Genomic DNA, 17831 nt, shown 5'->3' with positions numbered 1-17831 from the left:
ACTCTAGAATGAACTTTAGCCTCCTAAATCATAGCTAAATAAATCTGGATAAATCAATTTCCAATTCGCCATCATAAATCAAAACGGGAATTTTCTGTGTAAAATCATATTCAAACATATTGTCATTTTCAAAATCAAAAACTGTTACTTTTTGCAAGGTTTTGTCTATAACCCAATACTCTCGAACTCCAGCAGTCCGATATTTGAATGTTTTTACAACATAATCCATCCGTTCACTACTTGGAGATACAATTTCAATTATCCAATCCGGTGCTCCATGACACCCTTTTTCATCAAGAATTGATGGATTGCATATTACAGATAAATCCGGTTCGACATAATTTCTATCATCGTTATTCAAAAAAATGGAAAATGGTGCCAACATTGCCTGACAAGAACCTTTATTATTCATGATATGGCTCTGTACACTAAAAAATAAATATCCAAGTATATCTTGATGTGTTTTTGTCGGTGTTCCCATATCATAAATCTGTCCGTCTATTAATTCTGCACGCTGACCATCTGGTAAAGCCAAAATATCATCAACTGTATATTTATGTTGTTCTTTTGGTAATGGCATAACTAGGACCTCCCTTTTATTTATATTATCTAATTAACATTGGAACATTTACAGGTGGATTGCCAACTGAAAATATTTCAAAGTTACATTTCCATAGGTTTTAATTCTTTCTTCTCGTTATCATAAACAAATATTTGACGGCTCAGAATATCACTCGCTTGATTAAACATTTTATTTACATCTTTTAAAGAGCGAAGAATCCGTCTCGGCTGCACTGTTGATACAGGGTGAATTCGTACATCGTGAATACTTGTAAATGATACATAATAACTTCCGCCACAAATTTCTGCCAGTTTCTCTAATACTCCAGGATAAAACATTGCAATTGCTCCATTTTTCTTTTTCACTGTCGTAATTGTCGGTGCAAATAACGGATTTATCTTTTCAAACTTATATCCAAATGCCATAAACGCTCCCTGAGTATATGGTGGATCAATTAAATCTTCTGCACGCATGTACATACGCGGCGGTGCCCAGACATTCGTATTCCGTAATGCATCTTCCCATATCTCCCCATAATCCTTCTCCCACTTATCAATAAATGCTTTTTGGGCTTTCACAGTGCCTAATCCCATTTTTTCATCGTCATAAAGCAATACATATAATACAAGTGCAATATCACCAATCTTCTTGTATACACAATCCTTTAATTCATATTTATTATCGGTAAAATTTATTGGCCGGACAATCAGACGATTACGAATAAACTCATAATCTGTAATATTCTTCATAATCTCATCCGGACTGTAAAATGATGCCAGCTTAATATTTTCACTGATAATAAAATCAACTCTCTCCCAGCCATATTCCTGATATTCATTATATAACTCTTTGACAGAGAATCGGCAATAAGTATCTGTCCTGCCCTCTAATGTTACAGTTAAATTAAGAAAGTCACCGATTAACGTGTCCGATTCCACACGATTATATTTTACATTTGTATTTCGTATAAACTCTTTTTCGATATCACTTTCAGCGTTATATCCGTCGGGATAAAATTTATAATTTTCTTCGGAAATGTTCCATTTTTCATTCTTTAGTATATGTTTTTTTAATTCTTCCACAAATGTTAAATATTCCATTTGGTTCCTCCTATATATATATATGTTATATTGCTAAAAAATCTAAATCTAAAATTAATTATAACAATCTACTTTTATAATTTCTTCTGAAACAGGAACACAGTTTAGTTTTTTAGTCATAAATTCAAATAATTCTGCTTCGTATCCAGCCGAATATAAAAGCTGCATATTATTAATGTGGTCTACAACCATATAATTCTTACCGTTCTGTTGTATAAAATCCACTTTAAAAGCAGCCGTTAAAACTCCGTTCATTTGCTGAAAACGTTTAATACCTTTTACTTTTATATAATACTCTCCATTATCGTTCCAAAATTCATAATCCAAAGTATCACTTTCAGCAGGACTATATAATCTTTGTATTGCTTCCTCCTTCGAAAAGAAAATTTCGAAAATTAATTTTTGCCCTGCATTTTTATATGTTCCGTTTGAAAATGTACTATATCGATTCCAACGTTTTATAATAAGACATATTGAAATTATCATTAATAAAAAGAAAAAACATATCAGCAAACTAAATTTCAATTTTTCACTCACGTCTATGCCTCCCTATAATGAAATTAACTATTTTATTTACGTCTAATATATTTATGATAACTTCTTGTAATTCTATTGTCAATTCTCTTCTTAGTATAAAGACAGGGCATAAAACTATCTCTAATCTTATGCCCTGTCCATGGGTGAGTGTTTATATATAAGAGAATAACATTCTTATATATCTGAGTAATAAAATATATCTTAAACGCTATATTATTTACACAACAGACTAATTATCTTGCCTGTGTGTCATAATAAGCTACTGTAAGGTATTGTCCTGCGTGGATCTGATCTGATGTAAGTCCATTAATAGACATTACTTCATCAATATAGTCATAAATAGAATCGTAGTCATCACCTCTGTATTCTTTAGCGATTCCCCATAACGTATCACCTTCTTTGATCTCAATGCTCTTGTAAAATTTCTGTTCTGGCTGTTCACTCTTATCGTGGGCGGATACCAGATTGCTTCCAAGTGCAATACTTAATCCAGCAATCATAATAAATGCTACAATCCAAAGTGTTAATGTGTCTCTGTATGTCTTATGCGTTTTCGATTGACACTTTCCTGATTCTGTTCTTCCCATTGTTCTTTCTACTGCATATTCGTTACCCATTCTCATAACTTTTACACTCCTCTTTTTTGATTCCCTAACATGAAATTCTAAATTGTAACTATATCTTTTTGTAGTATCGAATGAATGTTCTCGAACTTTTGTTCGTGATTATATTATATCGAACAGTTGTTTGGATGTCAATATCTTTTTATAAAAATCCGAACATATTTTCTAAACATTTGTTTGCTTTTTAATATGCCCTGTGATAAAATATAACCATCAAATTAGAGGCTCTATATCAAGCCAACGAACGTTAATGAAACAATTTTGTACAGTTCTTATATAGTTTTACAAAAGGGCTTGTTGCTCTGTCATATACTGCTAAACTATAACTATCTAAAAGAGCTGGTGTGAATATACGGGAGGTTATTATAATTATGGCACAGGGTAAGATTACTCCAAAACAACAAGAGATTTTAGATTATATCAAATCACAGATACTGGAACGTGGATTTCCACCTGCAGTACGTGACATATGTGAAGCTGTTCATCTAAAATCTACTTCTTCTGTCCATTCTCATCTTGAGACTTTGGAGAAGAATGGATATATTAAGCGTGACCCGACAAAACCGAGGGCAATTGAGATTTTAGATGAGTCTTTTAATTTTAACAGACGTGAGATGGTCAATGTTCCGCTAATCGGTCGTGTAGCAGCCGGAGAACCTCTTCTGGCACAGCAGAATATCGAAAACTACTTTCCTATTCCGATGGAATTCATGCCGAATAATCAGACCTTCATGCTGACTGTTTGCGGTGAGAGTATGGTCAATGCCGGTATTCTTAACGGGGATATGGTACTGGTAGAACAACAGCAGACAGCAGATAACGGAGATATGGTTGTTGCATTGATCGATGATGGTGCAACTGTAAAGACTTTTTATAAAGAAGAGGGATTTATCAGACTTCAACCGGAGAACGACTTTATGGATCCGATCATCGTAAGAGACTGCCAGATTCTTGGCAAGGTGATTGGTGTATTTAGATTCTTTAAATAATTTTCATATTTTTAGTACGGCTTCAGCACTTGTGTATTTCATTGCACAAGTGCTTTTCCATAGTAACTCATAGGATTTCATTTTCACATCCTGCTTTCACTCCACTTTTATGCTCATATTGGAACCCTGGTATCTTTATTATAAAAACGGTATGACCTGTGATATGTACCCTCTTTACTGGACAATCAGTAAGGAGGGTATTTTTATGCGTTATAGTTATGAGTTTAAAATGATGTGTGTTGAATTGTATCATTCGGGTTCGTATCCTGACATCCCAGAGGGGCTGAATCCCAATACTCTCAAAAGGCATATACGAGAATGGTCCAGATTGGTTGATTTACATGGTCCAGAAGTTTTAAAACATAAGGTGTTTAATAAGGTATGGACACCCGAAGAAAAACTTGAACTGATTTCAAAGGTTATTGCAGGCACACCAAGAACGAAAGTTGCCATAGAAGCAGGCATTAATGCAGGACTGCTTTATCAATGGGTACACAAATATAAATTACAAGGATATAATGGATTGGTAGAAAGTAAAAGAGGACGACCAACAAAGGAACCGAGAATGAAAAAATCAACAAATCCATTACCTTTAACAGAATCGGAACGAGAAGAACTGATACGCTTGAGAACTGAAAATGAATATATCAAAGCCGAGAATGAAGTAATAAAAAAACGGATTGCCTTGAGGCAAGAAAAATGGGTTGCGCAACTCAAGGCGAAAAAGCAGCAATCATCAAAGAACTCAGAGAAAAAGGATATCAACTAAAGTATCTCCTAAAAGCAATGCATATGGCTAAATCTACTTACTATTTTGAGATTAACAGAAACGATATTGTTGCCGAACGCAATCAAGAAGTACTAGAAGAAATAAAAAATATTTTTGAGGAGAACAAACGCAGATATGGCGTAAGAAGGGTTCACCAGGAACTTATTAATCGCGGGTATCAGGTGAACCATAAGAGAGTTCAGCGTCTTATGCATGAATCAGGATTAGCCGGCAAACGACCAAAGGAAAAATATCATTCCTATAAGGGACAAGTTGGTAAGATTGCTGATAATATAATAGGCAGAGATTTCAGCACAACTTCGCCTTTACAAAAATGGACCACAGATGTGTCTCAATTCAATTTTTCATGGGGAAAGTGTTATATATCGCCAGTGCTAGATATGAATACAAACGAAATTATTTCATATGATTTATCTAGGACTCCTAATCTTGGCCAGATAGAAAGAATGCTAAATAAAGCTTTTGAAAAATTTCCTTCTGTCGAAGGATTAATATTTCATTCTAATCAGGGGTGGCAGTATCAGCATGTCAATTTTAGAAATGCCTTACAAGAACATGGCATTGTACAATCCATGTCACGGAAAGGTAATTGCTATGACAATTGTATTATGGAGACATTCTTTGGAAGATTGAAAAATGAGATGTATTATGGTTATGAGAAAGACTATTCTTCCTTCGAAGAATTCTCACAAGCGGTTGAAGAATATATAGATTATTATAATAACAAAAGAATTCAGGCAAAAACAAAATGGATGCCACCTGTACAATACAGGATAGCATCCATGTGTTCAGCCTAGTTCATAAATATGTGTCCAGGATTCTGGGTACATATCACTGCGCCATACCGTTTTTTATATTCCACTCTTCTGTTGTATCTAAATGATGTTGGGGTCAAAAGCCCCAACTATGATGCCTACGGATTGTTCCGTGCGTTGCACTCCCACAATCCTGGCATCATCTAAATTCATTTATTAAGATAATTCATTCATCTCAACGTCTTTTCCATCACTCCAGATTCTCTCTAGATTATAGAATGGACGGTTTTCTCTGTCAAAAATATGAATGATGATATCACCGTAATCCAGAAGTACCCATGTACCGCTGTTATTACCTTCCTGCTCTTTCAACTCATATCCGGCTTTATGCATCTTCTCTTCTACATTGTCAACAAGTGCACGTACTTGACTGTCACTGGTTCCGTTTGTTATAACAAAATAATCTCCAATGACAGATATCCCAGATATATCGATCACACGAATATCTTCACCCTTTTTCTCATCCAGTGCCTGATATGCTACGCGTGCCATTTCCAGTGCCTGATTCATTCTGTCTCCTCCTGTTATTTTAAATTTGCAGGAATGCGAGTGATTTTGTTGCCCGTCACCTATCGTGGACGCCATCGCCCATCGCATATCTGCTATTAATTATTAATGTTTGGAATAAAGTTCATTGTAATATTGATAAGTCTCTTCGGTTGTCTGATCAATTGGCATGTCCTGCGCTTTCAGATACACCAGGGAATCTCGCAAAATACGATATAGACACTTATCAATATCTTCAAATGCCAAATGTCTCACATCCATCATATTGGGCAGCTCTTTGCGCCCCGGCTCCATATAATCTGCAATATATACAATCTTTTCTAAAAGACTCATTCCCGGACGTCCTGTCGTATGAGAGCGAATTGCCATAAGAATCTCTTCATCTTCTATATCATACTTATCTTTCGCTAGATAAGCACCTAATTTTGCATGCAAGAGACTTGGATTCTTTCGTTCGATTTCTGAAATCTCCAGATTGTATTTTTCGCACATTTTTATCTTTGTATGTCCTGGAATGCATTTTGCGCAATCATGTAAAAGTCCGGCAAGTAAAGCCTTTTTCAAATCTGCGCCATAACGCATTGCCAGTGCTGCTGAAGTATACATTACCCCCTGTGTATGGCGATAGCGGTCTTCATCCAGTTCTTTCATTAATTTTTTACTGATTTTTTCGATTTCCTGATCCATACAGTCCTTCCTTTCTGATGTAAGCTTCGACTTCTGCCGGAATGTATTCTGACACAGGTTCTCCTGATTCTATAAGTTTTCTGATTTCATGAGACGATACGTGTTCTAAAGGCATTGCAAGGAACTTTATATATGCTCCATATTTTCCTTTAAGCATCTGTATCTGTCCATTTAAGGACTCTTTGGTCGCCGCCTCATCTCTGCACGCTGCAAGAATAATACATGCCTTAAAAAGTCTTTCCGGGTGTTTCCATGTTTCGATTGAAAAAAGGGAATCTGCTCCTATAATAAAATAAAATTCATCGTCCGGATACATTTTCCGAAAATGTTCCATCGTTTTATAGGAGTAAGATACTTTTTCCCGCTTCGCTTCATATTCCTGCAGATAAAACTGCTTATTAGCTTTTATTGCAATCCGGGTCATGGCAATTCTTTCATGAATATCTGACTCAATAGAAGACTGTTTTTTATGCGGAGGCATTCCATTTGGCATAAACCAGATCTGATCCAGATCGAACTGCGTAAGTGCAGTCCGGGCAAGATGTAAATGTCCATTGTGGATCGGATCAAATGTACCTCCCATAATTCCTATCTTCATAGATATCACCTCACTGATACCATACATTTTTTTGTTACTGCTTCTTCTGATATCATTTACGGAAGGACAATCTTCTTATTCTTATCTTTTCCTTCTTTATAAAGAACAATTTTTTTGCCGATCACCTGAACAACCTGAGAATGTGTACGCTCTGCCAGCATACTTGCCAATTCTTTTGGATCGTCTGCACAGTTCTTCAGAACACTAATCTTAATCAGTTCTCTTGCTTCCAGTGCCTCAGCGATTGCTTTTGTAAATTCTGGTGTCATACTGCTTTTTCCAATCTGAAAGATTGGATCCATAGTCATAGCCAGACCCTTTAAATATGCTCTCTGCTTCGTTGTCATAACGTGATTTTAATTTCCTTTCTATTTTATTTGTAATAATCGAACTGAAGGCCATACATTTTCACAGTATCTCCTTCTTCTATTCCAAGTTCTTCAAGCTGCTCCAGGATTCCTGTATCCTTTAAGAACTTCTGGAAGAACGCAAATCCTTTTTCCGAATCCAGGTTCGTGTAACCAAGCATCTTCTCAATCTTTGGTCCTTCTACTATATACATATCGTCTTCTTTCTCAACTGTATATGGAAGATCCAGATTAATAAGTTCTTCATCTGGGAAGTACTCAGGCTCGAAGATAATTGGCGCAACATCCAGCTTCTCGATCTCAGTAGAAACATAATAAAGAAGTTCTTTGATTCCTGCTCCTGTAACACCAGAAATTGGAAATACTTTGATTCCCTGTGGTTCGAATTCTTTTTTCAAACGTTCTACCGGATTTTCTGACTCACCATCATCGTAAATCAGGTCTATTTTATTCGCTGCAATGACTTGTGGACGGCTTGCAATCTCTGCATTGTATGCATGTAGTTCTGCATTGATCTTATGAATATCATCCACTGGATCACGCCCTTCACTTCCTGCTGCATCTACAACATGAATCATCATCTTTGTACGCTCAATATGTCTCAAAAACTCATGTCCAAGTCCGATACCTTCAGATGCTCCCTCAATAAGTCCCGGAATATCTGCGATAACAAATCCATTTGCGCCTTCAAGATCAACAACTCCAAGGTTCGGATTGAGTGTTGTAAAGTGATAATTTGCAATTTTCGGCTGTGCATTGGTTACTCTGGAAAGAAGTGTAGATTTTCCGACATTCGGGAAACCTACCAGTCCAACGTCAGCGATTACCTTAAGCTCAAGTTTTACCATCAGCTCTTTTGCCGGCTGTCCAGGCTGTGCATACTTCGGAATCTGCATAGTCGCTGTCGCAAAATGCTGATTTCCAAGGCCTCCTTTTCCACCTTTTAAGATGACCTGACGTCTGTTGTCTCCAGACATATCGGCAATGACCTTGCCTGACTCAGCCTCTTTGATGACAGTCCCTTCAGGAACTTTCAATACGATATCATCAGCGTCTTTACCATGGCATCTCTTCTTTCCGCCTGGTTCACCGTCTTTCGCTGCATATTTTCTGCGGTGTCTGTAATCCTGAAGAGTATTCAATCCTTCGTCTACTTCAAAGATTACATCTCCGCCACGACCACCGTCACCGCCGTCCGGTCCGCCGTTGGGAACATATAATTCTCTTCGGAAACTGACGTGTCCATCGCCACCTTTTCCGGATCTGATCGATATTGTCGCTCTGTCTGCAAACATGTTCTTTCTCCTTTTTTATAATAAAATGCTGTTTTATGATAAAGAAAAAAGATGCTGCACATAACTAACAACTAGCATCAGTTATATTGCAGCATCTTTTGCTCATTCTTAATTATGCTACTGGATAGATAGAAACCTGTTTCTTATCTCTTCCTTTTCTTTCAAATCTTACAACGCCATCAACGAGAGCGAATAATGTATCATCTCCGCCACGTCCTACGTTAAGACCTGGGTGAATCTTTGTTCCACGCTGTCTGTAAAGGATATTACCAGCTTTTACAAACTGTCCGTCAGCTCTCTTAGCACCAAGTCTCTTAGACTCGGAATCTCTACCGTTCTTTGTAGAACCAACTCCTTTTTTATGAGCAAAAAACTGAAGATTTAAGTTCATCATGGTTGTTACACCTCCTCGAAAGTTAAATCAATATATTCTTCGTAGTTCTCGTCATCAGCCATTCCTTTGAGTCCGAGAATCATCGTGTTCAGAAGAAGTCCGGCTTCTTTAGAAGGATTACCTTCCAGATGCCAGGAAATCATGCCTGTCTCTTCATCAGAAAATACAGAAAATGCATCTTCTGTATAAAGTTCAATTGCATTCATCGTATTGATAATCAATACCGATGCTGCTGCACACACAATATCCTGTCCTGGATCTGCATATTCAGCATGTCCCTCTGTCTGAAATCCTGTACATTCTTCCTTCTCATTTTGATAAATGACTACATGAATCATGGATAATCTCCAAAAATTAATTATGCATTAATCTTCTCGATCTTAACTGCAGTGTACTGCTGTCTGTGACCGTTTTTCTTATGGTATCCAGTTTTTCTCTTATACTTGTAAACGATAACTTTTCTTGCTTTACCGTTCTCAACTACAGAAGCTTCAACTGTTGCACCTTCAACAGTCGGATTACCAACCTTTAATCCGTCGTTGCTTACTGCGAGCACCTGGTCGAAAGTATAAGTCTCTCCAGCCTCAACACCAAGCTTCTCTACTTTAATGATATCGCCTTCAGCTACTTTGTACTGTTTACCACCTGTTGCTATAATTGCGTACATATGGCACCTCCTATTATCATTACTCGCCAATTACGGTGTCTGCAAAATAATTTTGCAAGACTTTAAAACCTCATTGTGCGGCATACCTGTATATATTAGCATATGATTTTTCAAAAATCAAGTCTTTTTCCAAAAATTCAAAAATAATTTTCATCGCTTATCAAAAACTGCAGAACCGTTCACAATTAATGTGTAATTATAATCCCAGTAATTTTACTGCTGTCCCAGCAAAAATCTGATTTCGTTCTTCCTCTTCCAAAGGCATTTCCTTCAAAATCTCTACAAACTTTTTCTGATCTGCCCACGGAGAATCAGTTCCAAACACAATCCTGTCTGCACCGTGTTCGCGTACCATACGAAGAAACTGTTCTTGCGGCATACGGTCAAGAATCACACCTGTATCGAAATAAACATTTCTTCCAACCAGCCGTTCTTCCACCTCACTCCAGAGCTCATTACCACCCATGTGCGCAAGCACCAGTTTCTCTGGTTCCACTTCATTCAATACTTCTTCTGCCATGGCCGGCGTGCAGTGTATATTATCCGGACACTTCGGATCTTGACCTGCATGCACGCTGATTATCAGTCCAAGCTCAGTAGCATAGGAAATAATTCTCTTATAACGGATATCGTTAAAATAAGTATCCTGATAATCCGGATGAAGTTTGATTCCTTTCATGCCCATATCCTGAATCTGTCTCAGTTCTTCTTTATAATTCTCACTTTCCGGATGCAGACTTCCAAAAGAAATGAGTGTCCCTTCCTGAAAATGTGTTGCAAATTCATTGATTGTATGAAACTGACCTGGTCTGGTTGCAATCGGAAGCACGATAGAATGATCAATACCTGCCTGTTTTGTAGATTCTTTTAGTCCTTTCCATGTTCCATCGGTAAACGGATTCATGTCACCGACTGTCTTTGACAGGAAATCAATTGTTCTTGCAGCAATTTTATCTGGAAACATATGCGTATGAAAATCTATGATCATAGTTTCTCCTTTAAATTCTTGTATTTACAAAAATGTCATAAATTGCTTTAATTGCTGCATCAAAATCGTGATTTCTCACACCAATGATAATATTCAGCTCACTGGAACCCTGATCGATCATCTTTACGTTAACATTTGCATGTGCCAGTGCTGAGAATATTCTTCCGGAAGTTCCTCTTGTGGCACGCATACCGCGTCCTACAACCGCGATCAGCGCAAGATCTGATTCCAGTTCCAGGAAATCCGGTTCAACTGCACGATGGATTCCCGCAATCACTTTCTGCTCTCTCTCAGCAAATTCGTCCTGATGAACGAAGATTGTCATAGTGTCAATTCCAGATGGCATATGTTCAATAGAAATTCCATTATCTTCAAATACTGTCAGAACTTTACGACAGAACCCTACCTCTGAGTTCATCATGGCTTTTTCGACTGTAATGGAGGCAAAATCCTTCTTACCAGCCACACCAGTGATCGTAAATCTCGGTTTCTGGCATGTTGCTTCAACAATCAGAGTTCCCTTGTCTTCCGGAGCATTCGTATTCCGGATGTTGATTGGAATTCCTTCTCTTCTTACAGGGAAGATTGCGTCTTCATGAAGAACTGTTGCACCCATGTAAGACAACTCACGAAGCTCTCTGTAAGTAATCACGTCGATTGCCTTTGGATTCTTGATAATACGCGGATCTGCAATCAGGAAACCTGATACGTCTGTCCAGTTCTCATACATATCTGCATGTACTGCTCTTGCTACGATAGAACCTGTAATATCAGATCCTCCTCTGGAAAATGTATGGATTGTTCCGTCCGGATTAGATCCATAGAATCCAGGAATGACTGCCCGCTCTGTATGCGCCAGTCTCTCGGATAATACTTCGTTTGTCTTCTCAGCGTCAAATTCTCCTTCTTCATCAAAGAAAATGACTTCAGCTGCATCAATAAATTCATATCCCAGATAAGCTGCCATGATAATACCATTCAGATATTCTCCTCTGGAAGCAGCGTAATCTCTCCCGATCTTTTTGCTGAAATTTTCCCGGATCGTCTTAAATTCATCGTCCAGAGAGATCGTAAGCTCCAATCCATTAATAATAGAATCATATCGATCTTTGATAACTTTCAGGATTTCTTCAAAATCCTCTTCTCTGTCATCATCTAAAATTGCCTGTCCGTAACATTTATACAAAAGGTCTGTCACTTTTGTGTCACCAGAATGACGCTTTCCAGGCGCTGACGGAACCACATAACGTCTTGTCTCTTCTTTTCGGATAATAGCTCCTACTTTTTTGAACTGAGCAGCACTGGCCAGTGAACTTCCTCCGAATTTTACGACCTTTATCATCTTTTTTGTATTCCTCCACATAACATAATCTAGTAATGCTGAATAATTTATCATCCTATGAAAAAACTATCTTCTGATATATTACATTATTTTTCAAGCATCTGCAATGGAATATCTGTATTAAATACGACTCCATTTATGCCCACCTTTCGTGCACCTTCCACATTTTCAAGTCTGTCATCAAAGAACAGTGCCTGTTCCGGAACGATTTTATAACGCTTAAGAAGTATCTCATAAATCTTTGGATCCGGCTTCATACATTTCTCTTTCCAGGAAAATACCCCTCCGTCAAATGTTTTCAAAAAGCTTAATTGCTCCTCTGACTGACAGTACATTTCGTCGGAATAATTGGACAGATAGTACATTTTCATTCCTTTTTCACGAATATACGAAAGCCAACGTTCTGTTACCGGATACGGGACAATGGCCGCGCCAAATCCTTCGAACACTTTGCGGATATCTTCTTCGATTTCCGGATCATTTTCAATAAACGAGTCAAGCCACTCCTGTGTCGTGTAAAGTCCGGAATCACCTTTATCCCAGTCATCACTGCGAAATACTGCATCTGCCACACGGTCAAACATCGCACCTTCATAACCAAGATCATGAAGATAGTCCTCCCACGCAAAATGTATCAATACATTTCCAATATCAAAAATTACGGTATCAATATTTTCTGTCAGGTAATTATCCATAATTGTCTCTCCTTCTTTCAAGAGCGCCTCGGCATTCTCGCAAAAAATCCTCTGTTAATCTTTATGAATAACATCAGCAAACTGTGCGTTTGCGGCTTTTGCAAGATCTTCAGGCAACAAAGTCAATTGCATGCCCAGCTTTCCACCGCTGACATGCATATGCTCCAGTTCTTTTGCATCTTCCTGGATCACTGTCGGAAACTGTTTCTTCATTCCGATTGATGTACAGCCTCCCCGCACATATCCGGTCACCTTTGTCAATTCTTTCAGATGAAGCATCTCCAGTGATTTTTCACCTACAACTTTTGCAGCCTTCTTAAAATCGATTTCTTCCTCGATAGGAATAACAAAGACATAATGTCCACCGCTTTTTCCTGTTGTTACCAGTGTCTTGTATACATATTTATGATCATACCCTAACTTATCTGCAGTCTCAATACCGTCTGAAAATTCATCACATTCATATTCTTCATATTCATATGGAATCTTCATACGATCCAACATACGCATGGCATTTGTCTTTACTTCTTTTTTACTCAAGTCAATCACTCCTTGTCTTATTGAACAAAGAATGCGCCTCGGCACATTCTCGCTGTAAAAAACACGTCAAACTACTCTTTCTAACTAAGAACAGACCATCGGTGTCCCAAGTGCCTCAAGGGGCACCAGTTTTCCAGCCTCGTCCCTTGCATATACATCGAGGCGATTATAGAACAACGGTGCATCTTCCTGCCCAATATATTTCAGAAATGTTTCCATTACAAGATCTGGTTTCAAGTTCTGTTCGCTACCGGTTGCCAGATATAGATATATATATTCTTCCTTTATTTCTGACCCGTAAATCATCGGCTTAATATCAACTTCTTTTTCGCTCTTCTTTGTCTTCTTCCAAACCAAAATCTGCTCCTGACTTAAGAACTCCTCCCAGGATTCTTTCCATTCAGACGGAATCTTTCTTCGAACATCAGAACTCTTTCCTGATTCCAGTAAAAACACCTGATAATCGGAGGCTGCCGTAATCGTCATACCACTGGCCTTTTTCTCCTCGGAAATCTGCACCATACTTACCATCTCAATTCCTTCTACGCTGACTGCATTCATTCGGGCCACCGCTTCTTTTGAATCAATCGGCTCTGTCAATTCAATATCCAGATATTCTCCGTCACTGGTAAGGCCGATTCCCAGTGGCTGAGCAAATGACATGATCATATGCGGACTGTATCCGCCGCTGAACGCGATCGGTATGTCTGCCCGCCGCATCACTTTTTGAAAGAAACGCATAACATCCAGATGTCCGATAAATTTCATACATCCGTATTTTCGAAATTTAATTCTTGCCTTCAACACAGACACCTCCTCCCCATCTTGCGGCACCACAGCCGGAACACTGCATTCTGCAGTTCGGTGTTACTTCTCCTTTCATAGCTTTGTCCCATTCTTTTCTCAAGAATTTTTTCGTAACACCAATATCAATGAAATCCCACGGGAACACTTCATCTTCATAACGTTCTCGTAAATTGTAAAATCCAATATCAATTCCAGTATTTTCAAATGCCTGCATCCATTTATCATTGTCGAACTGATCACTCCAGGAATCGTAAATAGCTCCCAGACGATATACTTCCTCAATCAGTTTTCCGACCTTTCGGTCGCCTCTGGCAAGGATACCTTCCAGAACAGTCACTTCTGCATCATGCCAGTTGTACTTCAGACTCTTACGGTTAAGCTGATCTTGAAATGCATGTTTCACAATGGCAGCTCTTGCAATATATTCTGTATTTTCATACATCGGCGCCCACTGGAATGGAGTGAACGGTTTCGGAATAAAGAAAGAACTACTGGCTGTGATCTGACATTTTCCATTGCGCTGATCCTTTGGAATCTCATAGTAGCGTCTCGCAATTTTATCTGCCAGAACCGCAATCTCTTTCATATCTTCTTCAGTTTCCGTCGGAAGTCCAAGCATAAAGTAAAGTTTTACCTTGTTCCAGCCCCCGTCAAATGCCTGTCCTGCACCACCGAGAATATCCTCTTCCGTAAGTCCTTTATTAATCACATTCCTCATTCTCTGGGAACCAGCCTCCGGTGCAAATGTCACACTGCTTTTCTTAATATCCTGGACACGTTCCATAACATCCAGAGAAAAGGCATCAATTCGAAGAGACGGCAGAGAAATATTGATCCCTTTTCCTTTGAATTCGTCAATCAGAAAGTTTACAAGCTCCTTTAGCTGACTGTAATCACTGGAACTTAAGGAACTTAGTGAAATCTCTTCATGCCCGGTGCTCTTTAACATCTTATAAGCATACTTTTTCAAAACCTCTACATCTTTTTCTCTGGTCGGACGATACAACATTCCTGCCTGGCAGAAACGGCAGCCTCGGATACAGCCACGCTGGATCTCAAGTACAACACGGTCCTGCGTCGCACGAATAAATGGAACAACCGGATTCTCCGGGTAGACAGCCTCACTCATATCCATTACAAGCTGCTTCTTAATCTTTTCTTTTGCATTTGGATGATTCGGTACAAATGAATCAATCGTGCCATCTTCTTTATATGTTACATCATAAAACGCCGGAACATAGATACCTTCTACCTCTGCAGCCTTCGCCAGATAATCCCATCTGCTTCCACCATTTTTCTTATTTTCTTTGTAAATATCTAAGAGCTGGTCATAAACCGTTTCTCCTTCACCGATATAAAACATATCAAAAAATTCTGCAATTGGTTCCGGATTATAGGTGCAAGGACCGCCGCCAATTACAATTGGATCATCCTCCGTCCTTTCTTTCGCGTGAAGTGGAATTCCACTCAGATCCAGAATCTGCAAAATATTCGTATAGCACATTTCGTACTGGATTGTAATACCAAGAAAATCAAACTCTTTCACTGGATCCTGAGATTCCAATGCAAAAAGAGGAATATGTTCCTCGCGCATCACCTTGTCCAGATCTACCCACGGAGAATAAACACGCTCACACCACACATCCTCACGGCGGTTGAACATGTCATAAAGAATCTGGATGCCAAGATGGGACATTCCAATTTCGTAGACGTCCGGAAAACACATAGCGAACCTGACATCTACCTTTTCCGGGTCTTTCATGACCGAATTATACTCGCCTCCGATATAACGGGCAGGCTTCTCGATTTTTAGTAATATTTCATCATTTAAAGCAAGCTTTCTCATTAAATCTCCTCGATTCTTTATGCAATATACACAAAGAAATTCTTACTGTTTTTTCTTGTAAAATCATAAATTTTCGTTGTTTTTTGTAACTGTTTTTTTGCTGTATTTTAGTCTATTCTAGAGTGAAAATCGTAAATTACTACAAAACTTCCAAAATTCTAAACACTGACTGACGTTTAGTAATGGTTAACAATATATAATAATATATGGTAATCAGATAATAGTCAATTAAATTCGATTGCATATTTTCCCACATATTATTCACTATCGGTTACATCCAGGATTTCCTGTCAAATCTTAGCATAATCTACTGTTACCCATGCACTTTTCTCCTCACAAGATAAAAGCAAATAACTTGCATCGCAATTGTAATGAGCCATGATGCCGGATATGAAATAAACAGAAATGCCAGCGAACGGTGAGCCGGGAACAACCAGAACACCCATACAATTCTTGTTCCCACTGTACCAATAACGGATAAGATCATCGGTACTGTTGAACGATCCATACCACGGAGTGCCCCTGGAAAAAGATCCATAATTCCGCACAGGAAATATGTCACGGTGGTATATGCAAAAATTTCTATACCACAACGGATTACTTCCGCCTCTTCTGTATATAATCTCAGAATCTCTGCTCCAAATAAATAAACTCCGCCTCCTAATACAAGCGATACGACAACCGTCAGAATTAGGCAATCAATCAATATTTTATCCATACGTTTCAGTTTTCGCAGTCCATAGTTCTGACTGGTAAAGCTCATACATGCCTGTGTGATTGCATTGACAGAGACATATAAGAATCCAAAAATATTATTTGCTGCTGTATATCCGGCCATAGTCGTTGAACCAAATGAATTCACCGAAGATTGAAGCAATGCATTTGAAAAATTAATTACAGTACTTTGAATTCCAGCCGGGATTCCAACCTGGCAGATTGGTTTCAGATATTCCTTCCGTATCTTCAAGCGGGAAAATCGTAACTGGTAGCTGCTCTTAGTTCTGTATAAACAACCAATTACCAGTACACAGGAAATAAATTGTGAAGTCACCGTTGCAATTGCAACTCCTGCCACGTCCAGATGGAATACAATAACAAGCAACATATTTAAGCACGCATTGACCACTCCGGAAATAATCAGGAATATCAGCGGCCGTTTCGTATCTCCGACAGCTCTTAATATGGCTGCGCCGTAATTATAAAGCATAAAAAAAGGCATACCCAGGAAATAAATTCTCATATACAACGTTGCCTGATCAATAACATCAGAAGGGGTACCCATAATCTCAAGCGCAAGTCTTGAAAAAAATAATCCCACAAAAATCATAATAATTCCACTGATCAAAGCAAACATCATCGCTGTATGAACGGTCTCGGACATCTCTTCATGCTTTCCCGCTGCATAATATCGGGCAGCTAATACATTTGCACCAAGAGAAATACCAATAAATAAGTTTGTAAAAAGATAAATAAGCGCTGTCGTTGCCCCTACTGCCGCAAGAGACTGGCTTCCACTGAATCTTCCTACGACTACAATATCCACCGCATTGAACATTAACTGCAGCATACCGGATAACATCAACGGCAATGCAAATGATATTAACTTGTCCATGATTGATCCATTACACATATCAATCTCGTATTTGTTTTCCCTGCTCATAATTTTCTTCCTTTTTATTAT

The 17831-nt window shown here is 38.5% G+C and carries 22 protein-coding genes; 3 read left to right on the top strand and 19 right to left on the bottom strand.

Features of this window, described 5'->3' with window-relative positions:
* Nucleotides 1-34: 34 nt before the first annotated feature.
* From NQ560_RS07600 to NQ560_RS07585, 4 genes are all read right to left on the bottom strand, one after another.
* Nucleotides 35-580: a Uma2 family endonuclease gene (locus NQ560_RS07600; RefSeq protein WP_005332765.1), complete on the bottom strand. Its 546-nt coding sequence runs from the start codon at nt 578-580 to the stop codon at nt 35-37.
* A gap of 83 nt (nt 581-663) precedes the next feature.
* On the bottom strand, nt 664-1662 hold the full coding sequence (locus NQ560_RS07595) for a DUF5688 family protein (RefSeq protein ID WP_005332767.1): 999 nt from the start codon (nt 1660-1662) through the stop codon (nt 664-666).
* Between the two features lie 54 nt (nt 1663-1716).
* Nucleotides 1717-2199 (bottom strand): hypothetical protein, encoded by a 483-nt coding sequence (locus tag NQ560_RS07590; RefSeq protein ID WP_040015447.1) that lies wholly within the window; start codon nt 2197-2199, stop codon nt 1717-1719.
* Between the two features lie 233 nt (nt 2200-2432).
* Nucleotides 2433-2822, bottom strand: a complete 390-nt coding sequence (locus NQ560_RS07585; protein WP_005332771.1) for a LysM peptidoglycan-binding domain-containing protein — start codon at nt 2820-2822, stop codon at nt 2433-2435.
* A 371-nt stretch (nt 2823-3193) separates the two neighbouring features.
* On the opposite strand from NQ560_RS07585, the gene lexA reads away from it, so the two are divergent.
* The 3 genes from lexA to NQ560_RS07570 all read left to right on the top strand — a co-directional run bounded on the left by lexA (nt 3194) and on the right by NQ560_RS07570 (nt 5398).
* Entirely contained in the window at nt 3194-3811 is a 618-nt protein-coding gene (gene lexA, locus NQ560_RS07580; protein ID WP_005332774.1) for a transcriptional repressor LexA, read from the top strand.
* A 205-nt stretch (nt 3812-4016) separates the two neighbouring features.
* Nucleotides 4017-4580, top strand: a complete 564-nt coding sequence (locus NQ560_RS07575) for a transposase (protein WP_040015448.1) — start codon at nt 4017-4019, stop codon at nt 4578-4580.
* The gene (locus tag NQ560_RS07570) at nt 4511-5398 is read left to right on the top strand and encodes an IS3 family transposase (RefSeq protein ID WP_005332784.1); all 888 of its coding nucleotides are present in this window, start codon (nt 4511-4513) and stop codon (nt 5396-5398) included. Before NQ560_RS07575 ends, NQ560_RS07570 begins: the two co-directional genes overlap by 70 nt.
* Before the next feature lie 174 nt (nt 5399-5572).
* Here NQ560_RS07570 and rsfS read toward each other — a convergent pair whose 3' ends face one another.
* The 15 genes from rsfS to NQ560_RS07495 all read right to left on the bottom strand — a co-directional run bounded on the left by rsfS (nt 5573) and on the right by NQ560_RS07495 (nt 17810).
* On the bottom strand, nt 5573-5926 hold the full coding sequence (gene rsfS, locus NQ560_RS07565; protein WP_005336327.1) for a ribosome silencing factor: 354 nt from the start codon (nt 5924-5926) through the stop codon (nt 5573-5575).
* Between the two features lie 102 nt (nt 5927-6028).
* Nucleotides 6029-6610, bottom strand: coding sequence for a bis(5'-nucleosyl)-tetraphosphatase (symmetrical) YqeK (gene yqeK, locus NQ560_RS07560; RefSeq protein ID WP_005332788.1), 582 nt, complete (start codon nt 6608-6610; stop codon nt 6029-6031).
* Nucleotides 6582-7208 carry a nicotinate-nucleotide adenylyltransferase gene (gene nadD / locus NQ560_RS07555; protein WP_040015479.1) on the bottom strand — a complete coding sequence of 209 codons (627 nt, stop codon included), beginning with the start codon at nt 7206-7208 and terminating at the stop codon, nt 6582-6584. The genes yqeK and nadD overlap by 29 nt, the downstream gene beginning before the upstream one ends.
* Before the next feature lie 56 nt (nt 7209-7264).
* Nucleotides 7265-7555, bottom strand: a complete 291-nt coding sequence (yhbY, locus tag NQ560_RS07550) for a ribosome assembly RNA-binding protein YhbY (protein ID WP_005332792.1) — start codon at nt 7553-7555, stop codon at nt 7265-7267.
* A gap of 26 nt (nt 7556-7581) precedes the next feature.
* Nucleotides 7582-8871, bottom strand: a complete 1290-nt coding sequence (obgE, locus tag NQ560_RS07545) for a GTPase ObgE (protein WP_005332798.1) — start codon at nt 8869-8871, stop codon at nt 7582-7584.
* 112 nt (nt 8872-8983) lie between these two features.
* Nucleotides 8984-9265: a 50S ribosomal protein L27 gene (rpmA, locus tag NQ560_RS07540; RefSeq protein WP_005332800.1), complete on the bottom strand. Its 282-nt coding sequence runs from the start codon at nt 9263-9265 to the stop codon at nt 8984-8986.
* Between the two features lie 5 nt (nt 9266-9270).
* Nucleotides 9271-9603 carry a ribosomal-processing cysteine protease Prp gene (locus tag NQ560_RS07535; RefSeq protein ID WP_005332802.1) on the bottom strand — a complete coding sequence of 111 codons (333 nt, stop codon included), beginning with the start codon at nt 9601-9603 and terminating at the stop codon, nt 9271-9273.
* A 20-nt stretch (nt 9604-9623) separates the two neighbouring features.
* Nucleotides 9624-9932 carry a 50S ribosomal protein L21 gene (gene rplU, locus NQ560_RS07530; RefSeq protein ID WP_005332804.1) on the bottom strand — a complete coding sequence of 103 codons (309 nt, stop codon included), beginning with the start codon at nt 9930-9932 and terminating at the stop codon, nt 9624-9626.
* 196 nt (nt 9933-10128) lie between these two features.
* Nucleotides 10129-10920: an amidohydrolase family protein gene (locus NQ560_RS07525; protein ID WP_005332806.1), complete on the bottom strand. Its 792-nt coding sequence runs from the start codon at nt 10918-10920 to the stop codon at nt 10129-10131.
* Between the two features lie 10 nt (nt 10921-10930).
* On the bottom strand, nt 10931-12262 hold the full coding sequence (locus NQ560_RS07520; RefSeq protein ID WP_040015449.1) for an aspartate kinase: 1332 nt from the start codon (nt 12260-12262) through the stop codon (nt 10931-10933).
* An 86-nt stretch (nt 12263-12348) separates the two neighbouring features.
* Nucleotides 12349-12957 carry an HAD family hydrolase gene (locus NQ560_RS07515; RefSeq protein ID WP_005332809.1) on the bottom strand — a complete coding sequence of 203 codons (609 nt, stop codon included), beginning with the start codon at nt 12955-12957 and terminating at the stop codon, nt 12349-12351.
* A 54-nt stretch (nt 12958-13011) separates the two neighbouring features.
* Nucleotides 13012-13497: a Cys-tRNA(Pro) deacylase gene (gene ybaK, locus NQ560_RS07510; RefSeq protein WP_040015450.1), complete on the bottom strand. Its 486-nt coding sequence runs from the start codon at nt 13495-13497 to the stop codon at nt 13012-13014.
* A gap of 84 nt (nt 13498-13581) precedes the next feature.
* Complete coding sequence (locus NQ560_RS07505; protein ID WP_040015451.1) at nt 13582-14301, bottom strand: TIGR03936 family radical SAM-associated protein; 720 nt, start codon at nt 14299-14301, stop codon at nt 13582-13584.
* Nucleotides 14285-16150 carry a TIGR03960 family B12-binding radical SAM protein gene (locus NQ560_RS07500; protein ID WP_005332816.1) on the bottom strand — a complete coding sequence of 622 codons (1866 nt, stop codon included), beginning with the start codon at nt 16148-16150 and terminating at the stop codon, nt 14285-14287. The genes NQ560_RS07505 and NQ560_RS07500 overlap by 17 nt, the downstream gene beginning before the upstream one ends.
* Before the next feature lie 313 nt (nt 16151-16463).
* Nucleotides 16464-17810 (bottom strand): MATE family efflux transporter, encoded by a 1347-nt coding sequence (locus NQ560_RS07495; protein WP_005332818.1) that lies wholly within the window; start codon nt 17808-17810, stop codon nt 16464-16466.
* Nucleotides 17811-17831: the final 21 nt, after the last annotated feature.

The sequence above is a fragment of the Dorea formicigenerans genome (genome assembly GCF_025150245.1).
In the GTDB taxonomy this organism is placed as follows: domain Bacteria; phylum Bacillota; class Clostridia; order Lachnospirales; family Lachnospiraceae; genus Dorea; species Dorea formicigenerans.
The sequence above is the reverse complement of the archived record's forward strand: the minus strand, read 5'-3'. Positions and strand labels throughout refer to the sequence as shown.

Coding starts and splice junctions, on each gene's coding strand:
- NQ560_RS07495 (WP_005332818.1), bottom strand. CDS start 17,810: ATGAGCAGGGAAAACAAATACGAGATTGATATGTGTAATGGATCAATC.
- NQ560_RS07515 (WP_005332809.1), bottom strand. CDS start 12,957: ATGGATAATTACCTGACAGAAAATATTGATACCGTAATTTTTGATATT.
- NQ560_RS07595 (WP_005332767.1), bottom strand. CDS start 1,662: ATGGAATATTTAACATTTGTGGAAGAATTAAAAAAACATATACTAAAG.
- NQ560_RS07500 (WP_005332816.1), bottom strand. CDS start 16,150: ATGAGAAAGCTTGCTTTAAATGATGAAATATTACTAAAAATCGAGAAG.
- yhbY (WP_005332792.1), bottom strand. CDS start 7,555: ATGACAACGAAGCAGAGAGCATATTTAAAGGGTCTGGCTATGACTATG.
- rpmA (WP_005332800.1), bottom strand. CDS start 9,265: ATGATGAACTTAAATCTTCAGTTTTTTGCTCATAAAAAAGGAGTTGGT.
- lexA (WP_005332774.1), top strand. CDS start 3,194: ATGGCACAGGGTAAGATTACTCCAAAACAACAAGAGATTTTAGATTAT.
- yqeK (WP_005332788.1), bottom strand. CDS start 6,610: ATGGATCAGGAAATCGAAAAAATCAGTAAAAAATTAATGAAAGAACTG.
- rsfS (WP_005336327.1), bottom strand. CDS start 5,926: ATGAATCAGGCACTGGAAATGGCACGCGTAGCATATCAGGCACTGGAT.
- NQ560_RS07525 (WP_005332806.1), bottom strand. CDS start 10,920: ATGATCATAGATTTTCATACGCATATGTTTCCAGATAAAATTGCTGCA.
- NQ560_RS07600 (WP_005332765.1), bottom strand. CDS start 580: ATGCCATTACCAAAAGAACAACATAAATATACAGTTGATGATATTTTG.
- NQ560_RS07585 (WP_005332771.1), bottom strand. CDS start 2,822: ATGAGAATGGGTAACGAATATGCAGTAGAAAGAACAATGGGAAGAACA.
- nadD (WP_040015479.1), bottom strand. CDS start 7,208: ATGAAGATAGGAATTATGGGAGGTACATTTGATCCGATCCACAATGGA.
- NQ560_RS07535 (WP_005332802.1), bottom strand. CDS start 9,603: ATGATTCATGTAGTCATTTATCAAAATGAGAAGGAAGAATGTACAGGA.
- NQ560_RS07520 (WP_040015449.1), bottom strand. CDS start 12,262: ATGATAAAGGTCGTAAAATTCGGAGGAAGTTCACTGGCCAGTGCTGCT.
- NQ560_RS07570 (WP_005332784.1), top strand. CDS start 4,511: ATGGGTTGCGCAACTCAAGGCGAAAAAGCAGCAATCATCAAAGAACTC.
- obgE (WP_005332798.1), bottom strand. CDS start 8,871: ATGTTTGCAGACAGAGCGACAATATCGATCAGATCCGGAAAAGGTGGC.
- NQ560_RS07575 (WP_040015448.1), top strand. CDS start 4,017: ATGCGTTATAGTTATGAGTTTAAAATGATGTGTGTTGAATTGTATCAT.
- rplU (WP_005332804.1), bottom strand. CDS start 9,932: ATGTACGCAATTATAGCAACAGGTGGTAAACAGTACAAAGTAGCTGAA.